The following is a 19882-nucleotide window of genomic DNA, read 5'->3' on the forward strand; positions in this document are numbered from 1 at the left end:
TCCCTGTCGCCCCCCTGCCCTGCTGTGCCCCGCCGGCCTGCCGCCCCGCGGTGCCGCCGCCCTGTGCCGAGTGCCCTGTGCCGTGTGCGGCGGCCGGGGGCTGTCCGGCCGCCGCGGGTCCGTCGGGGGTCCGTCGCGGGTCCGCCTCGGCCCGTTGCCGGGCCGCCGCGGTCCCGTTGCCGGTCCCGTCGTCGGTCCGTCCTAGCGGGCCGACTCGGCCGCCTTGACCAGCGCGTCCTTGGTGACCGCGCCGACGTAGACGGTGCCGTCCTCGGTGACCAGGGCGTTGATCAGGCGGGTCGAGAAGACCGTGCCCTTGCCGAAGCCGCCCTTGACCTGGTCGCCGAAGGAGCCCAGGAAGCCGTCGAGGTCACCGCCGCCGGTCGGCGCGGGCAGACCCTCACCGCCGGTGCCGAAGGTGGCGATCGTGTTCCAGCCCTCGCCGATCACGGTCATGCCGTCGAGTTCACCGGCCGGTCCGTCCGCCCCGTGGCCCGCGCGCCCGTCCTCGGCCGGCGTGCCGTCCTTGCCGGGCTTGCCCTTCCCGGCGGCTTCGGCGGCCTGGTCGGCCTCGGTGACCTTGGCGCCCTTGGGCGGCGTGAAGTCGAACGTGGACGCGTCCGGCTTGGCGAAACCGACCTGGGTGAAGCCGACGTCCACGACGGCCGCGCCGCCGCTCGCCGGGGTCAGCGTGAACTTCAGCGGCAACCCGGTCTTCGCGTCCACGGCCACGCTGATCGCGCCGACCGTCGAACCGGACTGGCGCGGCTTGACCACCAGCCGGTAGGCGTCCCGGCCGGCCACCCGGGCGGTGCCGTCCACCGTCACGGAGGTGGTGTCGTCGACCGCCTTCAGGGCCTCCTCGGCGAAGTCCTTCGGCGTGGCGGGCACGTCCTTCCCGGGGCGCTCGGCACCCTCGTCGACGGTCGCGTGGTAGACCTCGTTCGACCGGCTGTCGTAGCCCCACACGTCCTGGCCGTCGTGGACGAGGCTGTACTCGGCGGCGTCCTCCAGCAGCGACACCTTCTGCCGGTCGGGGCCGTCGGCGGCGACCCGCAGGGTGTGCGTGCCGGTGGCCAGTTCGGTGAGCTTGGCCGAGGGGTCGGCCGAGGAGCCGCCGCCCGCCCCGCCCACGGCACCGGAGAGCAGGCCGCTCTCCAGCCCGCCGAGGTCCGGGAGCCCCAGGTCGGTGGTGATCTTGACCGTGCCGGAGAGCTGTTCCACGTCCGACTCGGCGATCTTCTGCACGAGTTGCGCGGCCGTCAGCTTCGGCAGGTCCGGGTCGCCGGAGTCGGCGAGCGCCGGGACGAGGCCGATGGCCGCCGCCGCCACGCCCATCACGGTGACCGGGACGCCGTACCGCGCGAACCTGCGCCGCGGCTCCCGCACGTCCCCGGCCGCCGCGGCGGCCGTCGTGCTGTCCTCGGAATCGAACGGTGCCATGTGTGCCCTACCTCCGTCGTCGGCGGCGGCCTGCTCGACGCGCACGTGTCCACCCGTCAGCCGCCATTCTCCCCCCGAAGCGGCGAGGAGAGGTGTTTTCCGTTGTCTCCATCCGACCAAATCAGCCGGGCGGAAGCGTCAGACCCCGGGTCCAACTCCGCGTACTCCTGCGGGATGACACGCCGGGGCCATGCCCTCCGCACCCCGTAGGGGACGCGTACCTCCGTCGGTGTGCCGGGGAGGCGCCGGGGAGGCGGGGGCGCGTCGGCACGGGTGCGTGCGACACGCGGAGGTGGCGTGTCAGGGACCGCGGGGCGTGCGACACGCGGGGTGGGCGTGTCGCGGGCCCCAAGCGTGCGTGCGACACGCGGAAGCGGCGTGTCGGAAACCGTGCGGCGTACGACACACCGGGCCCGGCACGGCCCGGACCCTCAGCGTGCGCGCGACACGCGGAGGTGCGAATGTCGGGTGCCGCAGGGCGTACGACACGCGGACCCGGGCGCGGCGCGGCCCCCAAGGGTGCGCGCGACACGCGGACCCGGGCGCGGCGCGCTCAGCGGGGCGTGCGACACGCCGGGGCGGGCGTGTCGTCGGCGTCTCCGCAGGCCGTGCCGTGTCCGCCCCGGTGCGCGCGACACGCCGACCGGGCGTGGCGCGGACCGTGGGGCGTACGACACGCCGACCGGGCGTGGCGGGGGTCGTTCAGCCGGCGCGGTGGACGACGGCGTCGCACAGTTCCACGAGCGCTGCCTTCGCCTCGCACTCCTGGAGCGGGGCGAGCGCGGCGCGGGCGTCCTTGGCGTAGCGGACGGTGTCGCGCCGGGCCTGTTCGAGGGCCGGGTGGGCGCGGAGCAGGCGCAGCGCCTCGGCGAGGCGGGCGTCGTCGGCCAGGTCGGAGTCGAGCAGGTCGCACAGGGCGCGGTCCTCGGCGAGTCCGAGGCGTTCGGCGCGCTCGCGCAGCCGCAGCACCGGGAGGGTGGGGATGCCCTCGCGCAGGTCGGTGCCGGGCGTCTTGCCGGACTCGTGGGAGTCGGAGGCGATGTCCAGGACGTCGTCGGCGAGCTGGAAGGCGACGCCGAGCCGTTCCCCGTACTGGGTGAGCACGTCGACGACCCGCTCGTCGGCGCCGGACATCATCGCGCCGAAGCGGCAGGAGACCGCGACCAGCGATCCGGTCTTGCCGCCGAGCACGTCGAGGTAGTGGTCGACGGGGTCTCGTCCGTCCTGCGGCCCCGCGGTCTCCAGGATCTGGCCGGTGACCAGCCGCTCGAAGGCGAGGGCCTGCACGCGGACCGCCTCGGGTCCGAGGTCGGCGAGGATCTGCGAGGCGCGGGCGAACAGGAAGTCGCCGGTGAGGACGGCGACCGAGTTGCCCCAGCGGGTGTTGGCGCTGGGCACCCCGCGCCGCACGGCGGCCTCGTCCATCACGTCGTCGTGGTAGAGCGTGGCGAGGTGGGTCAGCTCGACGACCACGGCCGAGGGCACGATGCCGGGGGCGTAGGGGTCACCGAACTGGGCGGCGAGCATCACCAGCAGCGGCCGGAACCGCTTGCCGCCGGCCCGCACCAGGTGCTGGGCGGCCTCGGTGATGAAGGGCACCTCACTCTTGGTTGCCTCGAGCAACCCTTCCTCGACAGCCGTCATCCCGGCCTGGACATCGGCTTCGAGAGCCTGGTCCCGCACGCTCAGCCCGAATGGCCCGACGACGGTCACGAGGGGTCTCCTGTCTGCTGGTGTCTACTGGCGATTACCTGGTCTGTCGATAGGTCGCTGCCACCACTCAAGTCAGCGTATCCGGTCATGTTTCGATCACCGCTCGCGCCCACCGTTACAGGCCGGTCGATATCCGATCACGAACGGTATGTTTTTGATCAGGTGATATGAACAGATATTGAGCGATTTGACGGGGAGGGTGGAAGCCGGGGGGCGACGGGCCGCGACACGCCGGGAAGCCGTCACCGAGGACCGGGAAGCCGTCACCGAAGATCCCACCACTCCTCCCCACCGGGCGCACCCGGAGGACCTCACCCATTCGGTACGCGCCCCCTCCCGGCTCCGGGCCCGCACCGCGGGTACGGCGCGGACGCCCGCCCGGCGCGGCGACAACCCCGAAGCCCGCCGGAGCGAGCCACCGGCACCGGAGCCCCGAAACCCCTGACCGGAGCGCTCCGCTCCGCCGGGCCGCCCGGCCGGTCCGGCCACCCCGGCCACCCCGGCGCCCCCGCAGACCCCCGCGCGACACCGCCGCCCACCCCTTCCCGCAGGTACCCCCACGCCCCGCGCGGGACGCCCGGAAGCAGCCGCCGCCCACCCGGGCCCCCGCCGAACCCCCCGACACCGCGACGCGCCCCATCCCGGCCCTCCCCCACCACCACCCCAACGAAGGCCGATTGACGCCCCCTTGGCATGAATGCCCGTTTTGCCGCACTTATTGAGGGCCGTGATTTGACTCACCCCGCTCAACCTTCCGGCGCGCCCCCGGGAGGGGTGCGGGACCGTTGCGCCGCAGGCGAGTTGGCCGTTGCACCCGTAAAGGATCAAGCACCCCAAATACCCCGTATCAAGGTCAACAAGCACGTCGGGTGATTCCTGCACTTGTTTCGGACATGTGCTCTCGCATAGCTTCCCGGCCTGTCGGGCGGACGCCGAATCCTGCCACCGCCCCGGCGCACACCCATTCACTCGACACTCGCCGGCAGGAGCGGGGGACCCAGGTAAGTCGCCGCACCGGGCACCACCCGGTGCGGCTCGGGGTGAAGCCGTCACCCGTGAGGGCACGGCCGGGCACCTCCCCGCCCGAACCCGACAGCTCACCTCGCAGGCGTAGGAGAGGGACTCACCATGCCTGCCAACGGTCTGAACCGTCGCACCAGAACCGCCCGCGTCGCCCGCAAGCTCGCCGTCGCCGGCACCGGCGCCGCCGTCCTGGCCCTGCCGCTCATCGGCGCCGGCAGCGCCTCCGCGGCCACCCCCGCCGCCGCGACGACCGTCACCACGGCGGTCACGGCGACCACTGCCTACCCGAACAACCTCGACGGCTGGATCCGCGAGTCGCTCGACATCATGGCGCGGCACGGGATCCCCGGCAGCTACGACGCCATCCACCGCAACATCATGCGCGAGTCGTCCGGCAACCCGCTGGCGATCAACAACTGGGACTCCAACGCCGCCATGGGCATCCCGTCCAAGGGCCTGCTCCAGGTGATCGACCCGACCTTCCGCGCCTACCACGTGCCGGGCACCGCCATGGACCCGTACGACCCGGTCGCCAACATCACCGCCGCCTGCAACTACGCGGCCGACCGGTACGGCTCGATCGACAACGTCTTCGGCCCGTACTGATCCGGTTCCCACCGGCGCGGCCGGCCGGCATCAGTCCCGGCCGAAATGACGTTCGAGGACGACGGCGACGCCGTCGTCCTCGTTCGTGAGCGTGACCTCGTCGGCGACCGCCCGGAGTTCGGGGTGGGCGTTCGCCATCGCCACGCCGTGGGCGGCCCAGTGGAACATGGGGACGTCGTTCGGCATGTCGCCGAAGGCGATGGTCCGCCCCCGGCTCACCCCGAGGTGCTCGGCGGCCAGCGCCAGCCCGGTCGCCTTCGTGATGCCGCACGGCTGGAGCTCGACCGTGCCGGGCCCCGACATCGTGACCGTCGCCAGCGAGCCGACCACCGCGCGCGCCGTCGCCGCCAGCTCGTCGTCGGAGAGCCGCGGGTGGCGCAGCAGGACCTTGGTGATCGGCCGGTGCCACAGGTCGTCGCGCCGGCCGACCCGCACCGCGGGCAGCGTCGGGTGCGGCATCCGGTAGCCCGGCTCGATCAGGGTCATCCCCTCGACGCCGTCCTGGTCGACGGCCGCGTACACGTCCCCCACCTCGGCCTCTATCTTGCCGAGCGCGGTCTCCGCCAGCTCCCGGTCCAGGGTGACCGACCACAGCAGCCGGTGCTCCCCGGCGTCGTAGACCTGCGCGCCCTGCCCGCACACCGCGAGGCCGGTGCAGCCGAGGACGTCGAGCAGGGAGCGGATCCGCGGCGCGGGCCGCCCCGTCACCACCAGGTGCCGCACACCCGCCCGCGCCGCCCGCGCGAGCACGGCCAGCGACCGGGGGGAGACGGTGTCGTCGCGGCGCAACAGCGTTCCGTCGAGGTCGGTGGCGACGAGTCCGTATGCGGTGCGGTTCATGATCAGAGAATACGGACACGACGCCCGTACGACTCAGCCGCGATCACATGCGTACGAGGACGTTCGTAGGTGTCCGAAAGCTGACGCATCATCGGCTAAAGGCAGTTAAAGCCCTGTGCACCGGTTGGCAACAACATGCTCTGCGGCCTACCGGGCGCCGGTCCGCGGGCGGTACCTTCCCTTTGTCCAGGGGGGACTTGATCGGGGGGTCGGGTTGAACGGCGGACGTCTGCGTGTGCTCCTGCCGCGGGAGCTGGGCGAGGGGGAGAAGGACCGCTGGCGCGCGCTGCGGTCCGCGTCGACGGCGCCTCGCAGCCCCTTCATGGAACCGGAGTTCACCGAGGCCGTGGGACGCGTGCGGCCCGGCGCCCGGGTCGCGGTGCTCTACGAGGACGGCGAGGCGGCCGGCTTCCTCCCCTACGAGAGGGGAGCGCTGGGACTCGGCCGGGCGATCGGGCTCGGCGTCTCGGACAGCCAGGGGGCGGTGCTCCGCCCCGGCCTGGTCCCCGACACCCGGCGGCTGCTGCGCGCCTGCGGCCTGTCGGGCTACGCCTTCGACAACCTCGCGGCCGACCAGGACCTGTTCGTGCCGCACGCCGCCGAGGAGCACACCAGCTACGTCATCGACGTGGAGAAGGGGTACGAGGCGTACGAGAACGTGCTGCGCGCCCAGTCCCCCAAGTTCCTGAAGACCACCCTCGCCAAGGAACGGCGGCTCGGCCGCCAGGCCGGGCAGACGCGCTTCGTCTTCGACGAGCGCGATCCGGCCGCGCTGCGCACCCTCATGGAGTGGAAGTCGGCGCAGTACCGCAGGACGGGGCGCCGGGACCGGTTCGCCCAGGAGTGGATCAGCCTCCTGGTGGCCCGGCTCGCCGAGACCCGCGCGCCGGAGTGCACCGGCACGCTGTCCGTGCTCTACGCGGGCGGCCGGCCGGTGGCCGCCCACTTCGGACTGCGGTCGTCGACGGTCCTGGCGTGCTGGTTCCCCGCCTACGACCCGGCCTACGCGAAGTTCTCGCCGGGGCTGGTGCTGCACCTGCGGATGGCGGAGGCCGCCGCGGCACACGGGGTGGGCCTGCTCGACCTGGGGCGGGGCGCGGCCGAGTACAAGGACTCGCTGAAGACCGGCGAACTGCCGGTGTACGAGGGGGCGGTGACCCGTCCGGGGCCGGGGGCCGCGCTGCACTGGCTGCGTCGCGAACCGGCCCGCCGCGCCCAGGGGTTCGTCCGCGCCCGGCCCCGGCTGGCGTCGCTGGCGGCCCGCACGCTGCGGGGGGCGGCCCGCCTGCGCCGGACGTGACGGCATGGCAGCCGTGTCACCGGTGTGGCAGGCGTGATCCGCGTGGCTGGTGTGGTTCGCGCGACCGGCATGGCCGGCCCGGCGGGCGTGACCGGCGTGACCGAGAGGGGCCCGCGCGGGCGCGGGCCCGGTGGGGCGACGAGTGGAGGGGGCGGGCGCATGTCCCGTACGGCACGCGCGCGGCGGGAGACCCGCCGGGAGATCGCGGAGTTCCAGGGCATCGGGCCGGTGCAGGTCGCCGAGGTGGACCTGCGGGCCGCGGGGCCGGTCCTCGGACCCGGTCCGGGCGGTCCCCCGGTGGGCCCGGGGCCGGTGTTCGTCCTGGTCCGGCGGGAAGGGCGGCCCGCCGGAACGTTCCTCGGCCGGGTGCCGGACGGAGCGGACCCGGCGAAGGCCCTGGCCGCGCAGGCCCGGCACACGCCCGTACCCGCCCCGGAACCGGCGGTGGCGTGGCCTGCCGCACCGGAACCGGCGGCGGGCCTGTCCCCCGTGCCCCGGCCGCCGTCCGTCACCGTCGTCGTCGCCACCCGGGAACGCGCCGACCAGCTCGCCCGCGCGCTGGACTCGCTGCTCGCCCAGGACCACCCGGCCGCCGACCTCGTCGTGGTCGACAACGCGCCCCGGACCGCGGCCACCCGGAAACTCGTCGAGGGCGGGTACGGCGACCGGGTGCGGTACGTGCGCGAACCCGTGCCGGGGCTGGCCGTCGCGCACAACACCGGCCTGGCCGCCGCCCGCGGCGAGGTGGTCGCCTTCACCGACGACGACGTGCTGGCCGACCCGCGCTGGCTCACCGAACTCACCGCTCCCTTCGCCGCCGACCCGGGCCTCGGCTGCGCCACGGGCCTGATCCTCCCGGCCCGGCTGCGCACCCCGGCACAGGTGCTGCTGGAGAGCCACGGCGGTTTCGCCAAGGGCTTCGCCCCGCGCACCTACGACCCCGCGCGCCCACCGGCCGACGACCCGCTGTTCCCGTTCACCGCGGGGCGGTTCGGCTCGGGGGCGAACATGGCCTTCCGTACGGCGGTCCTGCGCTCCGTCGGCGGTTTCGACCCGGCGACCGGGGCCGGCACGCCCGCGCGGGGCGGCGACGACCTCTACGGCTTCGTCCGCGTCCTCGCCCAGGGCCACCGGCTGCGCTACACCCCGGCCGCGCTGGTCTGGCACCACCACCGGGAGAGCTGGCGGGACCTGGAGACACAAGCGTACGGCTACGGGGCGGGGCTCACGGCCTACCTCACCGCGATCCTGGTGAACCGTCCCGCCCTGTTGCCCGCCCTCCTCGCCCGGCTGCCCCGGGGACTCGCCCACGCCCGCTCCCTGACCGCCGTGCGGAGCGCGGACGGCGTGTCGGCCGACGGGTACGAGAACGCCCCCGACGGCGTGCCGGACCGCGTGCGCGGACGTGCCCGGGACGGCGTGCCGGACCGCGTGCGCGGGGGTGTCCCGGACGGCGTGCCGGCCGGTGCCCCCGGGGGGCACGGTGACCGGACGCACCCCTGGCCCCGGCGGCTGTCGCGGTTGCAGCGCCGCGGCATGCTGTACGGCCCCGTCGGCTACCTGCGCGCCCGCCACGTCCTGCGCACGGCCCGGCGGGAGGCGGGCCGGTGAGCGGGTACCCGGGAGCGGGAGGCGGCGCCGCCGCTCGCGTACCCGTCCTGCTGTACCACGCCGTGATGGACGAACCGCCGTCCTGGATCGCGGAGTTCACCGTCACGCCACGGCAGTTCGCGGCGCACCTGGACGCGATCGCCGGGAGCGGCTGGACGCCCGTCACCATCGGCGCCCTCGCCGACCACCTGGCCGGGCTGGCGCCGCTGCCGCCCCGGCCGGTGCTGATCACCTTCGACGACGGGTTCGCGGACCTGCCCGGCCCCACGGCCGAGGCCCTGGCCAGGCGCTCCCTGCCGGCCACCGCCTACCTCACCACCGGCGCGCTCACCCCGGACGGGCCCAGCCTGCTGCCGCCCGCCCCGATGATGACCCTGGGGCAGGCGCCCGCGCTGGAACGGGCCGGCCTGGAGATCGGCAGCCACACGGTCACCCACGCCCAGCTGGACACCCTCTCCGCCAGGGACCTCGCCTGGGAGCTGCGCACCAGCAAGGCCGTCCTGGAGGACGTCCTCGGCCACCCGGTGCACCACCTGGCCTACCCGCACGGCTACAACAGCCCCCGGGTGCGCGCGGCCTCGGCCCGCGCCGGGTACGTGACCGCGACCGCCGTGCGGCACGCCCTCAGCTCCGGACGCGACGAGCGGTACCGCATCGCCCGGCTCATCGTGCGGCGCGGCCACACCCTCGCGGACGTCGAGGCGTGGCTCGCCGGGCGCGGTGCCCGGACCGCGCCGTACCGCGACGGGCCGAAGACCGTGGCCTGGCGCTGGTACCGGCGGGGCCGCGCCCTGCTGCGGGGACCCGAGTTCGCGGGCTGAGGCCGGCTACGGGCGGGGCTGGTGGAGGTAGGGGTCGGCGACCGCGCCGCGCAGGCCCGCCCAGGCGCGCTCGCCGGCCACGGACAGGTCGCAGTGCGGTCCCGGGTCCCGGTGGTTCCACTGGAGGGCGGCCTTCACCCCGTCCAGTTCCCTGAGCACGCCCGGTACGCGCGCGTACCAGTCGGCCTGCCGGCCGGGCCGTTCCGGATCGTCGGCGGTGCCGAACTCCGACAGCATCAGCGGCTTGTCGCGGGAGAGGTGGCCGCGGACCCAGTCGTGGGTGGCGCGCTGCGTCTGGGCGAAGCTCAGCCACGGCGCGCTGTGGCAGCGGTAGTAGTTGTACTGGTTGTAGCCGATCCAGTCGACGTAGCCGTCGCCGGGATACATCCGCCGGAACAGGTCGGCGTGGTCCAGGTAGCCGGTGATGACCCACGTCCACACCACGTTGTCGACGCCGAGGGCGCGGAAGCGGTCGTGGATGTGCCGGTAGGCGCGCACGTACTCCTCCGGCGTGCCGTTCTGCGGCGTGCGGGTGTCCATCTCCAGGTCGAAGGAGAGGAACACCTTGCGGCCGGTGCGCTCCCCGTACTCCCGCACGCGCCGCGCCTGGGCGTCGATCACGGAGGCGTCCAGGTCGCCGTCGGCGATCTGCCGCCAGGTGGGCTGCTGGTCCCGGGTGCCGCCCCACCACTTGCTCTCCCAGGAGAGCAGCAGCATCCGGTCCTTGCCGACACGCTGTTCCTGCTCGGTGAGGAGCTGTCCCTCCAGCCGGCGGCCGGTCACCGCGGACATGTCGTGGTACGTGTACACGATGTCGAGCGTGCGCCCGGCGCGTTTCTCGTAGGCGTGGACCTTCTCCTCCAGGTTCGCCTTGTCGTGCGGCACGAAGGCGCCGAACCAGGCGCCGCAGGGCGGTTCGAGCAGGGCGGTGGGGCGGCACCGCTCCGCGTCCCCGGACGGGCCGGAGGCGTCGCGCAGGGCCAGGACGGCGACGAGCACGGCGCACGTCGCCGCCGCCGTGAGCAGCATCCGGCGCCGCCCCGCCCGGGGAGGCCCGCCCCGGCGGGCCTCCCCGGGCGTGTTTGGCGGGGTGCGGCGGGCGGCGGGCCGGAGGCGGCGAAGCGGTGCGCGCCACAGCGGTGCGCGGCGCCGGGGACGGGCGAACCTCACGGGGCGGAACCCTTCCGTGTCGTCGGCGGCGAGGCCGTCGGCGGGGTCCTGCGCGCGGGCGCGGCGCGCAGGCGCGGACAGAGCGCGAGGACGGTGGTGAGCAGGGTCAGCGCGAGCAGCACCCGGTAGCCGCTGAAGACGCCCGCGGCGATCAGTACGGTCCCGGCGAGCAGGACGGCGGCGATGCTCAGCAGGACGGCCAGCATGAGCCGTTCCAGCCGGTCCGAGCCGCGCGCGAAACCGGCGTCCGGGTCCGCCGCGGGCCCTTCGGCGGGGCGGGCCGCCAGCGCCGGGCCGCACAGCCCGGTCAGCGCGGCGCCCGGACCGGCGGCGAGGAACACGCAGACGGCCGCGCCGCGCAGCGGGGAACCGCCCGGCAGGGCGAGCGCCGCGAGCGCCAGCCAGCCGGCGAAGGGCGGCAGCATCCGGACCACGAGTGCCTGCGGTGTCGTCACCGGTCCCCCTCACGGCTCGCGGGCTTCAGGACGTAGAGGACCCCGGCGTCGTTCTCGGCGACGGGTGCGAAGCGGGGGGAGGCGGCTACGGCGTCGCGGACGCGCCGCAGGGCCGGCTCGTCCAGGGGGCCGTTCATCGCCGAGTGGGCCATCTGCCCCCGGGTGAGCAGGAAGTACGCGCGCGCGGGCGGCCGAACGGCGGCCATGTCGCGGGCGAGGACCGTGGCCGGGTCGCGCAGGATCTCGTCGACGTGGCGCCGGTCGTCGTCCAGGAACCAGTAGTGGTCCGTCCGCCAGTACGCCTCCAGCGCCAGCGGATAGTTCCGGTTGGCGGCCACGACCAGCGAACCGTCCGGTGCCTGGTCGAAGAGCTGCCGTACGAGGGCGACTTCGCGGGGCGGGAAGTAGCTGACGCGGTCCTTGCCGGAGTAGCTCGGCACGAAGGCGAGCGTCCCGGCGAGCAGGGCGGTGAGGGGGACCCAGAGGGCGGGGCGCGCGCCGCGCGGGGGCGTCGCCCGCGGGGCGGTGGTGCCGGCGGCGGCCGGGGCGGGCACCGGGGGCAGCAGCGCGGCGGCGGCGAAGAACGCCGCACCGGGCAGCATGAACATCAGCACCCGGAAGATCATTTCGCTGCCGTAGCTGCCCGCCGCGAACATCGGCAGCGGGGCCGCGGCGAGCAGCAGCAGGGGCCGCGCCCGGTGCCGCAGTGCCTTCCGGCGCACCGCGCCGGCCAGCGCGAGCAGCAGTACCGACGCCGTCAGCAGCCGGGCCGTCCAGGAACTCACCAGCGCCCCGGTGCCGGTGGGGGTGGTGCCGTAACCGGCCTCGACGTTGCCGCCGATGTCGCCGACGGCACGGATCAGTTCCGGCATCGCGGCGGACAGGAAGGGCAGCGCCGCGGTGAGGCACCAGGCCAGGAAGACGACGACCGCGGTGGCCGACGGGGTCCAGTCGCGGTGGCGGCGGGTGACGGCCAGGGCGATCAGGGAGACGACCAGCATCGCCGGGGTGAGCTGGTGCGAGACGACGATCGCCGCGACCAGCACCGTGATCAGCACCGTCCACAGCGCCTGCCCCCGGCGCGCGGGGTGGCCCCCCGTGCGGGCGTAGCGGCGCAGGACGACGGCGAGGACGCCCAGGTGCAGGGCGAAGGCCACGGACTGCGGCGAGAAGTAGTCCTGGCCCACCCAGTTGGCGACGCAGAACACCCACACGGCGGTCCAGATCAGCCGCCGGTCCTCGGTGAACGTGCGGTAGACCAGCAGCAGCGGGAGCAGCAGCAGGACGCTGGAGGCCAGCGGCCACCAGGCCATGTACATCGCCGAGTCCTGCACGCCCAGCAGCCGCACCAGCGCGGCCTGGGCGGCGAAGAAGCCGGGCCACTGGTCGTAGACGGCCATGTCGCCGAGCCGGTCGGCGCCCTGGAGCCGGCCCGCCGTCAACAGGTGGCCGACGACCGCGTCGTGCTTCCACGCCCAGGCGTAGAGCGGGGTCGGGTACAGCACGGCCTGCGTGGCCCGCTCCATCACGAGCAGCCCGAGGACGTACGCCGCCGGCCACAGGTCCCCCCGGCGACCGCCCCGGACGGTGCACCAGAAGCCCACGGTGAGGACGGCGAGCCCCGCCCAGAACGCCGGGTGCAGGGCCGTGACGAGGCCGAGGTCGTCGAGCCGGGAGACGTCCGTGTGCCGCACCGCGTACGCCCACAGCGCGAGCGCGGCCGACAGGGCGAGCGCCGGGCGCACGGCGGCGATCCGCGCCGCCCAGGAGACGGGCGGCAGATCGGACAGGTCCGTCACGGGCGGTTCGGCGGCGGCCCGGCGGGGCGTGTCGGCCCGCTCGTACGGGAGGACGGGGCCGGGCGTGTCACGGCGGGCGGGGCCGGTACCGGGTTCGGCGGCACGCCGGGGTTCGGCGGCACGCCGGCGGGCGGGGGCGGCCCCGGGCGTGTCCCAGGGGGACGTGTCGGCGTGGCGGTACGCCGGAGCGGCCTCGGGCGTGTCGCCGTGCGGCGTGTCGGCGCCACGGCGCCCCGGGGCTGCCCTGGGCGTGTCCCCGCGCGCCGTGTCGGCACGGGGGTACGCCGCGTCGTCCCCGGGCGTGTCGCCCCGGGACGTGTCCGCGCCGCGGCGCGGCACCTCGCCCCCTTCGCGCGTGTCGCCGCGTGCCTCGCCGCACGTGTCCGGCGTCGGCGGCGCCGCCGGGGTGTCCGGCTCGGGCACCGGCTCCGGTGCGGATCTCTCCCGGGGTGTTGCTGGCGGACGCACGGCGGGTTCCCCCTGACGGTCGGCTCTGCGTTGGGTCAGTCGCTGGACGTGCTGCCGTTCGGTCTGGCGCGGTGCGGTGGCCCGGTCGCGGCCGGGCGGAGCCGGGTGAGGGCCAGGGCGGCGAGGCCGAGCGGCACAAGCAGGACCGCAGTGAACGGGGCGAGCGCCGCCTGCCAGACCCAGCCGGCCACCGCGGCGAGGTACAGGACGCCCCAGCGCCCCGCCCACGGCAGCCGGTCGCCGGCCCGCGCGAGCGGCGGCCACAGGGCGGCGAGGCAGAGCAGGTGCAGCACGGGCGGCCCCCAGCGCAGCAGCGCCCCCGGCCCGTCGAGCCCGACGGCGTCCGCGAGGAGACCGGCCGCCCGCGCGTACCCGGGTCCGTCCACCGGGGCCGGTGCGCGGCCGAGGGCGAGGGGCACCGCGTACAGCGCGAGGACGGCGGCGGCGAACGCGGCCCCGGCAAGGCGGGGTTCGGGGCGGGCGCACAGGGTCACGGCGGCCACGAACACCACGAGCAGCAGGGCCCCGGCGAGCAGGGCGGGCCAGGGCAGTCCCCGGAGCAGGTCCCGGCCGTCCGGGCCGCCGCCCCCGCCCGCGCCTCCCCCGGCGCCGCCGGCCCAGGGCAGGTCCCGCAGGGCCGCCCAGAAGACCACGGTGCCCGCGCCGAGCAGCGCCCACAGCGCGCCCCTCAGCCGCCGCTCGCCGGCATCACCCGCCCCGGCGACGGCCTCCCCCGCGTCCCGCCCCGTCCCGGTACCGGCCGGACCACCCGCGACCGCACCAGCACCGGCACCAGCACCAGCACCACCAGCACCAGCACCAGCACCAGCACCAGCACCAGCACCAGCCGGACCGTCCCCGCCGGTGCCGGCGCCCGTCCCCGCACCCGCCCCGTCCCCCCGCGGCCGGACGATCACGGTGTGGGTATCGGCCTCCGGGGCCCCGCGCTCGTACCCGGGCCGCCCGGTGGCGAGGGCGCCCGGCGAGCCGGCGGCCCGCTCCCTTTCCCGGGCGGCCCGCCGGGCCCAGGAGGTGCCGTATCCGGCGGTGGGGTTCGGCCGGGCCCCACGGGTGCCGTGCCCCGCGGCGCCCGCATCGCCGGCCTCGGCCGGCTGCCCGGCACCGGCGGCCACGGCCGCACCCGCGCCATCCGCCACGGCCTCGCCCGCACCCGCACCCGCACCCGCACCCGCACCCGCACCACCCGACTCCCCCGCACCACCAGCACCACCAGCACCAGCACCCGCACCCCCACCCCCACCACCGCCGTCCCCGCCCCGCAACGCCCCGCGCAGGCCCGGCGCGCACCCCACCGCCACCGCCGACATGCTGAGCAGGACCGCCCAGCCCGCGCCCGCGATCCCCGCCGGGGTGAACAGGGCCAGCGCGCTGCCCAGGACGAGGGCGCACATCGTGCCCTGCACCGCCGCGAGCGCGCCCGTGCGCCCCTGGACGCGCAGGACGCCGATGTACAGCTCGACCACGATCCGCGGCAGCGCGCCGAGGGCGAGCAGCCGGAGGACGGCCGCCCCGTGCGCGGCGTAGTCCGCGTCGAAGGGTGTGAGGATCTGCGGGGCGAAGACCACGAGGAAGGCGACGACCGGCACCAGCAGCAGCGTCATCCGGCGCAGCGCCCCGCGGACCCCGTCGGCGAGGCGGCGCGGATCGTGCGAGGCGTGGGCGGTGAGCGAGGAGGCCATGTTGATGGCCATGAACTCCATCGTGCCGCCGACGGTGTAGGCCACGTAGAAGTAGCCGTTCTCGGCGGCGCTGAAGCGGACCGCGACCATCACCGGCAGCAGGTTGATCATGGCGAGGCTGAACAGGGCGCCCAGCGAGTCCCCGGCCAGGAAGCGGCCCATCTCGCCCAGCCGGGGCGGTACGACGTCGCCGTCGGCGGCGGCCTGGCGCGGGATCAGCCGGCGGAAGACCAGCCAGCCCAGCGGCAGCGTGGAGAACGCGATGGCCACGGCCCACGAGACGAAGATGCCGAGCACCGGCAGCGCGGAGGCGAAGACGGCGAGCAGGACCAGCTTGCCGACGGAGAAGACCGCGTTCCCGACGGGCACCCATTCGGCCCGGCGCAGTCCGGTCAGCACCCCGTCCTGGAGGGTGAGCAGCGCCCAGGCGACGCAGGCCGCGACGAACAGGGCGCCGGCGGCGGGCGTGCCGAGGGGCGCGTAGGAGTCGCCCCACAGGTCGAGGGTGAGGAGGAAGACGAGGGCGGCGAGGACGACCACGGCCGAACTGGCCGCGTACGCGCGCAGGACCAGCGCGCCGGTCGCGCGGCCGGCGCGCGGCACGAAGCGGACCACGGCGCCGATCATCGTGGTCGCCGTGATGCCGGCGAGCAGCCGCATCGCGGCGATGGCGGCGGAGCCCTGGCCGACGGCCTCCTCCGCGTAGTAGCGGGCGGCGACGAGCCAGAAGCCGAGGCCGAGGACGGCCGAGACCCCGGTGCTGAGCATGAGGAAGTAGGCGTTCTTGAACAGCGAGTCGGCGCCGCGCCCGCCCTCGGGCGGGGTGGTGCCACCGTCCGGGGCCGGCGCGGCGGTCTCCTGCACCCGCGTCTCAGCCACCGGACGGACCCGGCCCTTCCGGGGCGCGGGCGGGCCGTGCCCCGCACTCCTCCAGCACGCGCAGCACGCGCCGGGCGCGCAGCGGGTCCACGGGGAGCGCGTGCCGGGCGAACCAGCGCGCCGCCCCGGGCGCGGGCGAGGGGTCGGTGAAGCCGGGGCCCGCGTAGTCGTCGAGCGGCGGGTCGTAGAGGTAGCCGACGGGCAGGCCGCGCCGGTCCAGGGCGCGGCGGGCGGCGTCCCGGTCCTCGACCAGCAGTGGCACCCGGAACAGCGGCTGCACTCCGCCGCCGGCCGGCCGGCGCCCGGGGTCCGGGGGCGGCGCCCAGGGGGTGGCGAGCAGCAGTTCGGTGCCTTCGCGGCAGCGTTCCAGCACCTCGTCGAGCCGGTCCAGGTGACGCGCGACCCGGCCGAGGCGGAGCCGGCCGCTGCGCAGCCGGTAGTCGTGCAGGTCGACGCGGACCCAGGAGTCGTACGCCGTCAGGTCCGGGGCGGCGTCCGCGGCCCGCGCCAGCTCGGCGGGGCGCAGCGGCATCCGGATGCCCTCGCGTTCGGTGAGCCCGAGCAGGCGCAGCGTGGCCCAGGCGGCCCGGCGCAGCCCCAGGGCGCGCACGGCGGCCTCGGCGTGGGGGCGTAACGCGTAGGCGAGTTCGGCGCGGGTGCTGGGCGGGGCGAGCAGGTCCTCGCAGGCCCGCTCCAGGGCGGCGCGCCGGGCCGGGTCGGCGACGGCGAGGAAGCCGCCGGCCTTGGCGCCGACGTGCTTGGAGAGGCTGAAGACGGCGGCGTCGCCCCAGGCGCCGACGGGCCGCCCGCCCACCTCGCTGCCGAGGGCGTGGGCCGCGTCCTCCAGGAGCGGGATGCCCGCGGCGTCGCAGCGGGCCCGCAGGGCGGGTGCCGGGTCCGGGTTCCCGTAGAGGTTGGTCGTGAGGACGGCCGAGAGCGTGCCCCAGGTCTCCTCGGGCACGGCGTCGACGTCGATCGAGCCGTCGCGGGCGCGTAACGGCGCCTGGACGGGACGCAGCCCGGCCGCGAGGACGACGAAGAGGATGACGTCGTCGTTGACCGGCGACATGAGCACCCGGCCGCCCGGCGCGCACCAGTGCCGCAGCGCCGCGTACAGGCCGAAACGGCACGACGGTACGTACACGCATTCCTGGCCGAGACGGGCGCGCAGCGTCTCCTCCAGCCGTCTGCCCGGCCGGGACTCCCCGCGCGCCGCACCCGGACCGGCCTCCCCTGTGGCCATCCGCCCCCCTGTGTGCCGTCGGACCGCCCCCTCCCCGAGGCCGTCCGGCACCCGCTCAGAGTCGCCCCGTTCGCACCGCTCCGTCAAGAATGCGTCCCGGCCTGGGGACAACTTCCGGCGCCCGCCCGGCAGCGGAGCGCCACACCCCGGGGCACACGCGGGCGTACGCCTCCGCCACCCTCGGGAAGGGCTCCGCCCACACCGCCGGGACGGTCTTCCCGGTCAACGCCCCGACGGTCGCCCCTCCCCAGAGCGCGCCGCCCCCCGTAACGTGTGGCGCGGCCACGGATCACGTGGCGCACGGCGCGCACGAAAGCGAGGCAGCATCCGATGCCCCCGTTCGACGTCCCCGAGGGCGATCCCTTCGGTACGCACAACCTTCCGTACGGCGTGTTCTCGATCCCCGGCACCCAAGGGCGGACGGTCGGCGTCCGGTTCGGCGACCACGTCCTGGACGCCGGCGCCGCGGCGCACGCGCTCGGCTCCCCGTACGCCTCCCTGCTCGCGCGGCCCAGCCTCGACCCGCTGCTGGCGGCGGGCCGCACCACCTGGTCGGACGTGCGGCGCGCGCTGACCGCCTGGCTGACGGTGCCCTCCCACCGCGAGACGCTCCGGCCGCTGCTGCACCCCCTGTCGGCGGTGACCCTGCACCTGCCCTTCGAGGTCGCCGACTACGTCGACTTCTACGCCTCGGAGAACCACGCCCGCAACGTCGGGAAGATGTTCCGGCCCGACGCCGCCGACTCGCTCACGCCCAACTGGAAGCACCTGCCGATCGGTTACCACGGCCGGGCGGGCACGGTCGTCGTCTCCGGCACGGACGTGGTGCGCCCGTCGGGGCAGCGCAAGTCCCCCGCCGACCCGGCGCCGGTCTTCGGCCCGTCGGTCCGCCTGGACATCGAGGCGGAGGTCGGCTTCGTGGTGGGCACGCCCTCCACGCGGGGGCGGCCGGTGCCGCTCGGCGACTTCCGCGAGCACGTCTTCGGGCTCTGCCTGCTCAACGACTGGTCGGCGCGGGACATCCAGTCCTGGGAGTACGTGCCGCTCGGCCCCTTCCTCGGAAAGTCCTTCGCCACCTCGGTGTCGGCGTGGATCACTCCGCTGGAGGCCCTGGACACGGCGCGGACGGTGCCCCCGGAGCGGACCCACCCGCTGCTGCCCTACCTGGACGACACCGACGCCGAGCGCGTCGAGCCGGGCGGCTACGACCTGCGCCTTACGGTCGCCGTCAACGGCCACGTCGTCTCCGAGCCGCCCTTCTCCACCATGTACTGGACGGCCGCCCAGCAACTGGCCCACCTGACCGTCAACGGCGCGTCGCTGCGCACCGGCGACCTCTTCGCCTCCGGCACCGTCAGCGGCCCCGCCGAGCGGGAGCGCGGTTCGCTGCTGGAGCTGACCTGGAACGGCCGGGACGCGCTCGAACTGCCCGGCGGGAAGCGGACGTTCCTGGAGGACGGGGACGTCGTGACGCTGACCGGGTGGGCTCCGGGACCGGACGGCACCCGGGTCGGGCTCGGCGAGGTCACCGGCCGCGTGGTCGCCGGCTAGGCGGCGCGCCGGGGCCCCGCCCGGCCGGTCCCGCCGCGCCGGCCGACCCGCCCGGGGCGAAGGCCCGGCCACCGCGCCCGAACCGGCGCCCACGCCCGCGCCCGCGCGCCCCGGCCGCGGGGCGTACGGTCCCCCGTCCGCCGCACATCCGTCGCGCGCGGCCCCTGCCTCGCACCGCCCGTCACCGTCATACTGGCGGCGGGCGGTGCGCGGCACGTCCGCCCGGCCCCCGGGTCCCTCCCGCGGCGCCGCGCGGCACCCCGCCCCGCCCGAAGCCGCCCTCCCCGAGGAACCGGAGTCCGTGGCATGACCGTCTGCCTGGTCCTGCTGTCCGTCGTCGCCGTGACGGCGGCCGTCCCGGTGCCGCGTCTGCTGACGCGGTCCGTGTGGCCCGAGCGGGAGCCGGTGGTCGGCCTGTGGGTGTGGCAGTGCCTGGTCGCCACCGTGCTGCTGTGCTGTCTGACCGCGCTCGCCCTCGGGGCCGCCGCCGTCTTCGGCACCGTCCGTGCCCAGCTCTTCGCCCCGGCGCCGCCCGCCGTGGCCGCCGCCTACAACCTCTCCGCCGGTCCCCTCTGGGCGGCCGTCCTCACCGTCTTCCTGGCCTGCGGGGCCGCCTGGACGGCGGCCGTGCTGCTCCGGGAACTCGTCGAGGCCCGCAGGCGCCGTGCCGTCTCCCGCGCCCACCTGCGCGAACGCGCCCCCGATCTGCCCGCCGGGCTGCCCACGGCGCGCGGTCCGCTGCTGGTGCTGGAGGACGAGTACCCGGACGCCTGGTGGATGCCGGGCAGTCCGCCGCAGCTCATCGTCACCACCGGCGCGCTCCAGCGGCTCACCGACCACCAGCTCGACGCCGTCCTCACCCACGAGCGGGGCCACGCCCGCGCCCGGCACGACTGGCTGCTGCACCTGTCCACGGCGCTGGCCACCGGCTTCCCCCGCGTGCCGCTCTTCGCGCACTTCTGCGACCAGACGCACCGCCTGGTCGAACTGGCCGCCGACGACGCCGCTTCCCGGCGCTGCGGCCACCTCACCACCGCGCTCGCGCTGATCCAGCTCAACCAGCACCGGGGCGTGCTCTCCTGCGCCTCCAGCAGCCGTCTGCTGGGCGAGCGGGTCGACCGGCTGCTGGAGCCGCCGCCCCGGCTGGACCGCCGGCACCGGGCGCTCACCACGGCGACCGCCGCGCTGGTCCCCCTCCTGCCACTGCTGATCACCTTCGCCCCGGGGCTGACGGCCCTGACCTGACCGCCGCCGCCCCGG

14 protein-coding genes and 1 riboswitch are annotated in these 19882 nt (G+C 75.8%); of the genes, 6 read left to right on the forward strand and 8 right to left on the reverse strand.

Translation table 11 applies throughout. From position 1 onward, the window contains the following. Positions 1–201 precede the first annotated feature (201 nt). Positions 202–1443: an outer membrane lipoprotein carrier protein LolA gene (locus VM636_RS12565; protein WP_053913287.1), complete on the reverse strand. Its 1242-nt coding sequence runs from the start codon at positions 1441–1443 to the stop codon at positions 202–204. Between the two features lie 702 nt (positions 1444–2145). Then, complete coding sequence (locus VM636_RS12570) at positions 2146–3156, reverse strand: polyprenyl synthetase family protein (protein ID WP_030421998.1); 1011 nt, start codon at positions 3154–3156, stop codon at positions 2146–2148. A gap of 967 nt (positions 3157–4123) precedes the next feature. Further along, positions 4124–4282: riboswitch (cyclic di-AMP (ydaO/yuaA leader) on the forward strand. Between the two features lie 2 nt (positions 4283–4284). Here VM636_RS12570 and VM636_RS12575 point away from each other — a divergent pair. After that, positions 4285–4785: a transglycosylase SLT domain-containing protein gene (locus VM636_RS12575; protein WP_338484430.1), complete on the forward strand. Its 501-nt coding sequence runs from the start codon at positions 4285–4287 to the stop codon at positions 4783–4785. 30 nt (positions 4786–4815) lie between these two features. On the opposite strand, the gene VM636_RS12580 is transcribed toward VM636_RS12575, so the two are convergent. Next, positions 4816–5625 carry an HAD family hydrolase gene (locus VM636_RS12580; protein WP_053913288.1) on the reverse strand — a complete coding sequence of 270 codons (810 nt, stop codon included), beginning with the start codon at positions 5623–5625 and terminating at the stop codon, positions 4816–4818. Positions 5626–5839: 214 nt separating this feature from the next. Here VM636_RS12580 and VM636_RS12585 point away from each other — a divergent pair, with 214 nt between their 5' ends. The 3 genes from VM636_RS12585 (at position 5840) to VM636_RS12595 (ending at position 9357) form a co-directional block, all read left to right on the forward strand. Beyond that, complete coding sequence (locus VM636_RS12585) at positions 5840–6925, forward strand: GNAT family N-acetyltransferase (protein WP_053913289.1); 1086 nt, start codon at positions 5840–5842, stop codon at positions 6923–6925. Between the two features lie 159 nt (positions 6926–7084). Next, positions 7085–8536 (forward strand): glycosyltransferase, encoded by a 1452-nt coding sequence (locus tag VM636_RS12590; RefSeq protein WP_338484433.1) that lies wholly within the window; start codon positions 7085–7087, stop codon positions 8534–8536. A 65-nt stretch (positions 8537–8601) separates the two neighbouring features. Further along, positions 8602–9357, forward strand: coding sequence for a polysaccharide deacetylase family protein (locus VM636_RS12595; protein WP_338484435.1), 756 nt, complete (start codon positions 8602–8604; stop codon positions 9355–9357). A 6-nt stretch (positions 9358–9363) separates the two neighbouring features. Here the strand turns inward: VM636_RS12595 and VM636_RS12600 are convergent, their stop codons facing one another. The 5 genes from VM636_RS12600 to VM636_RS12620 form a co-directional block, all read right to left on the reverse strand. Next, entirely contained in the window at positions 9364–10386 is a 1023-nt protein-coding gene (locus tag VM636_RS12600) for a glycosyl hydrolase (RefSeq protein WP_053913291.1), read from the reverse strand. A gap of 137 nt (positions 10387–10523) precedes the next feature. Further along, entirely contained in the window at positions 10524–10982 is a 459-nt protein-coding gene (locus VM636_RS12605) for a hypothetical protein (RefSeq protein WP_234312711.1), read from the reverse strand. Then, on the reverse strand, positions 10979–13204 hold the full coding sequence (locus tag VM636_RS12610) for a glycosyltransferase (RefSeq protein WP_234340400.1): 2226 nt from the start codon (positions 13202–13204) through the stop codon (positions 10979–10981). The genes VM636_RS12605 and VM636_RS12610 overlap by 4 nt, the downstream gene beginning before the upstream one ends. An 80-nt stretch (positions 13205–13284) precedes the next feature. Then, positions 13285–15717 (reverse strand): lipopolysaccharide biosynthesis protein, encoded by a 2433-nt coding sequence (locus tag VM636_RS12615; RefSeq protein WP_338486363.1) that lies wholly within the window; start codon positions 15715–15717, stop codon positions 13285–13287. A 103-nt stretch (positions 15718–15820) separates the two neighbouring features. Then, complete coding sequence (locus VM636_RS12620; RefSeq protein ID WP_078962606.1) at positions 15821–17071, reverse strand: DegT/DnrJ/EryC1/StrS family aminotransferase; 1251 nt, start codon at positions 17069–17071, stop codon at positions 15821–15823. Between the two features lie 330 nt (positions 17072–17401). Between VM636_RS12620 and fahA the strand changes: the two genes are divergently transcribed. Together fahA and VM636_RS12630 are read left to right on the forward strand one after the other, a co-directional pair. After that, complete coding sequence (gene fahA, locus VM636_RS12625; protein ID WP_053913293.1) at positions 17402–18622, forward strand: fumarylacetoacetase; 1221 nt, start codon at positions 17402–17404, stop codon at positions 18620–18622. A 306-nt stretch (positions 18623–18928) separates the two neighbouring features. After that, positions 18929–19867 carry a M56 family metallopeptidase gene (locus VM636_RS12630; RefSeq protein WP_053913294.1) on the forward strand — a complete coding sequence of 313 codons (939 nt, stop codon included), beginning with the start codon at positions 18929–18931 and terminating at the stop codon, positions 19865–19867. The last annotated feature ends 15 nt before the right edge of the window (positions 19868–19882 follow it).

This window comes from Streptomyces sp. SCSIO 75703, from assembly GCF_036607905.1.
Classification (GTDB): Bacteria; Actinomycetota; Actinomycetes; order Streptomycetales; family Streptomycetaceae; genus Streptomyces.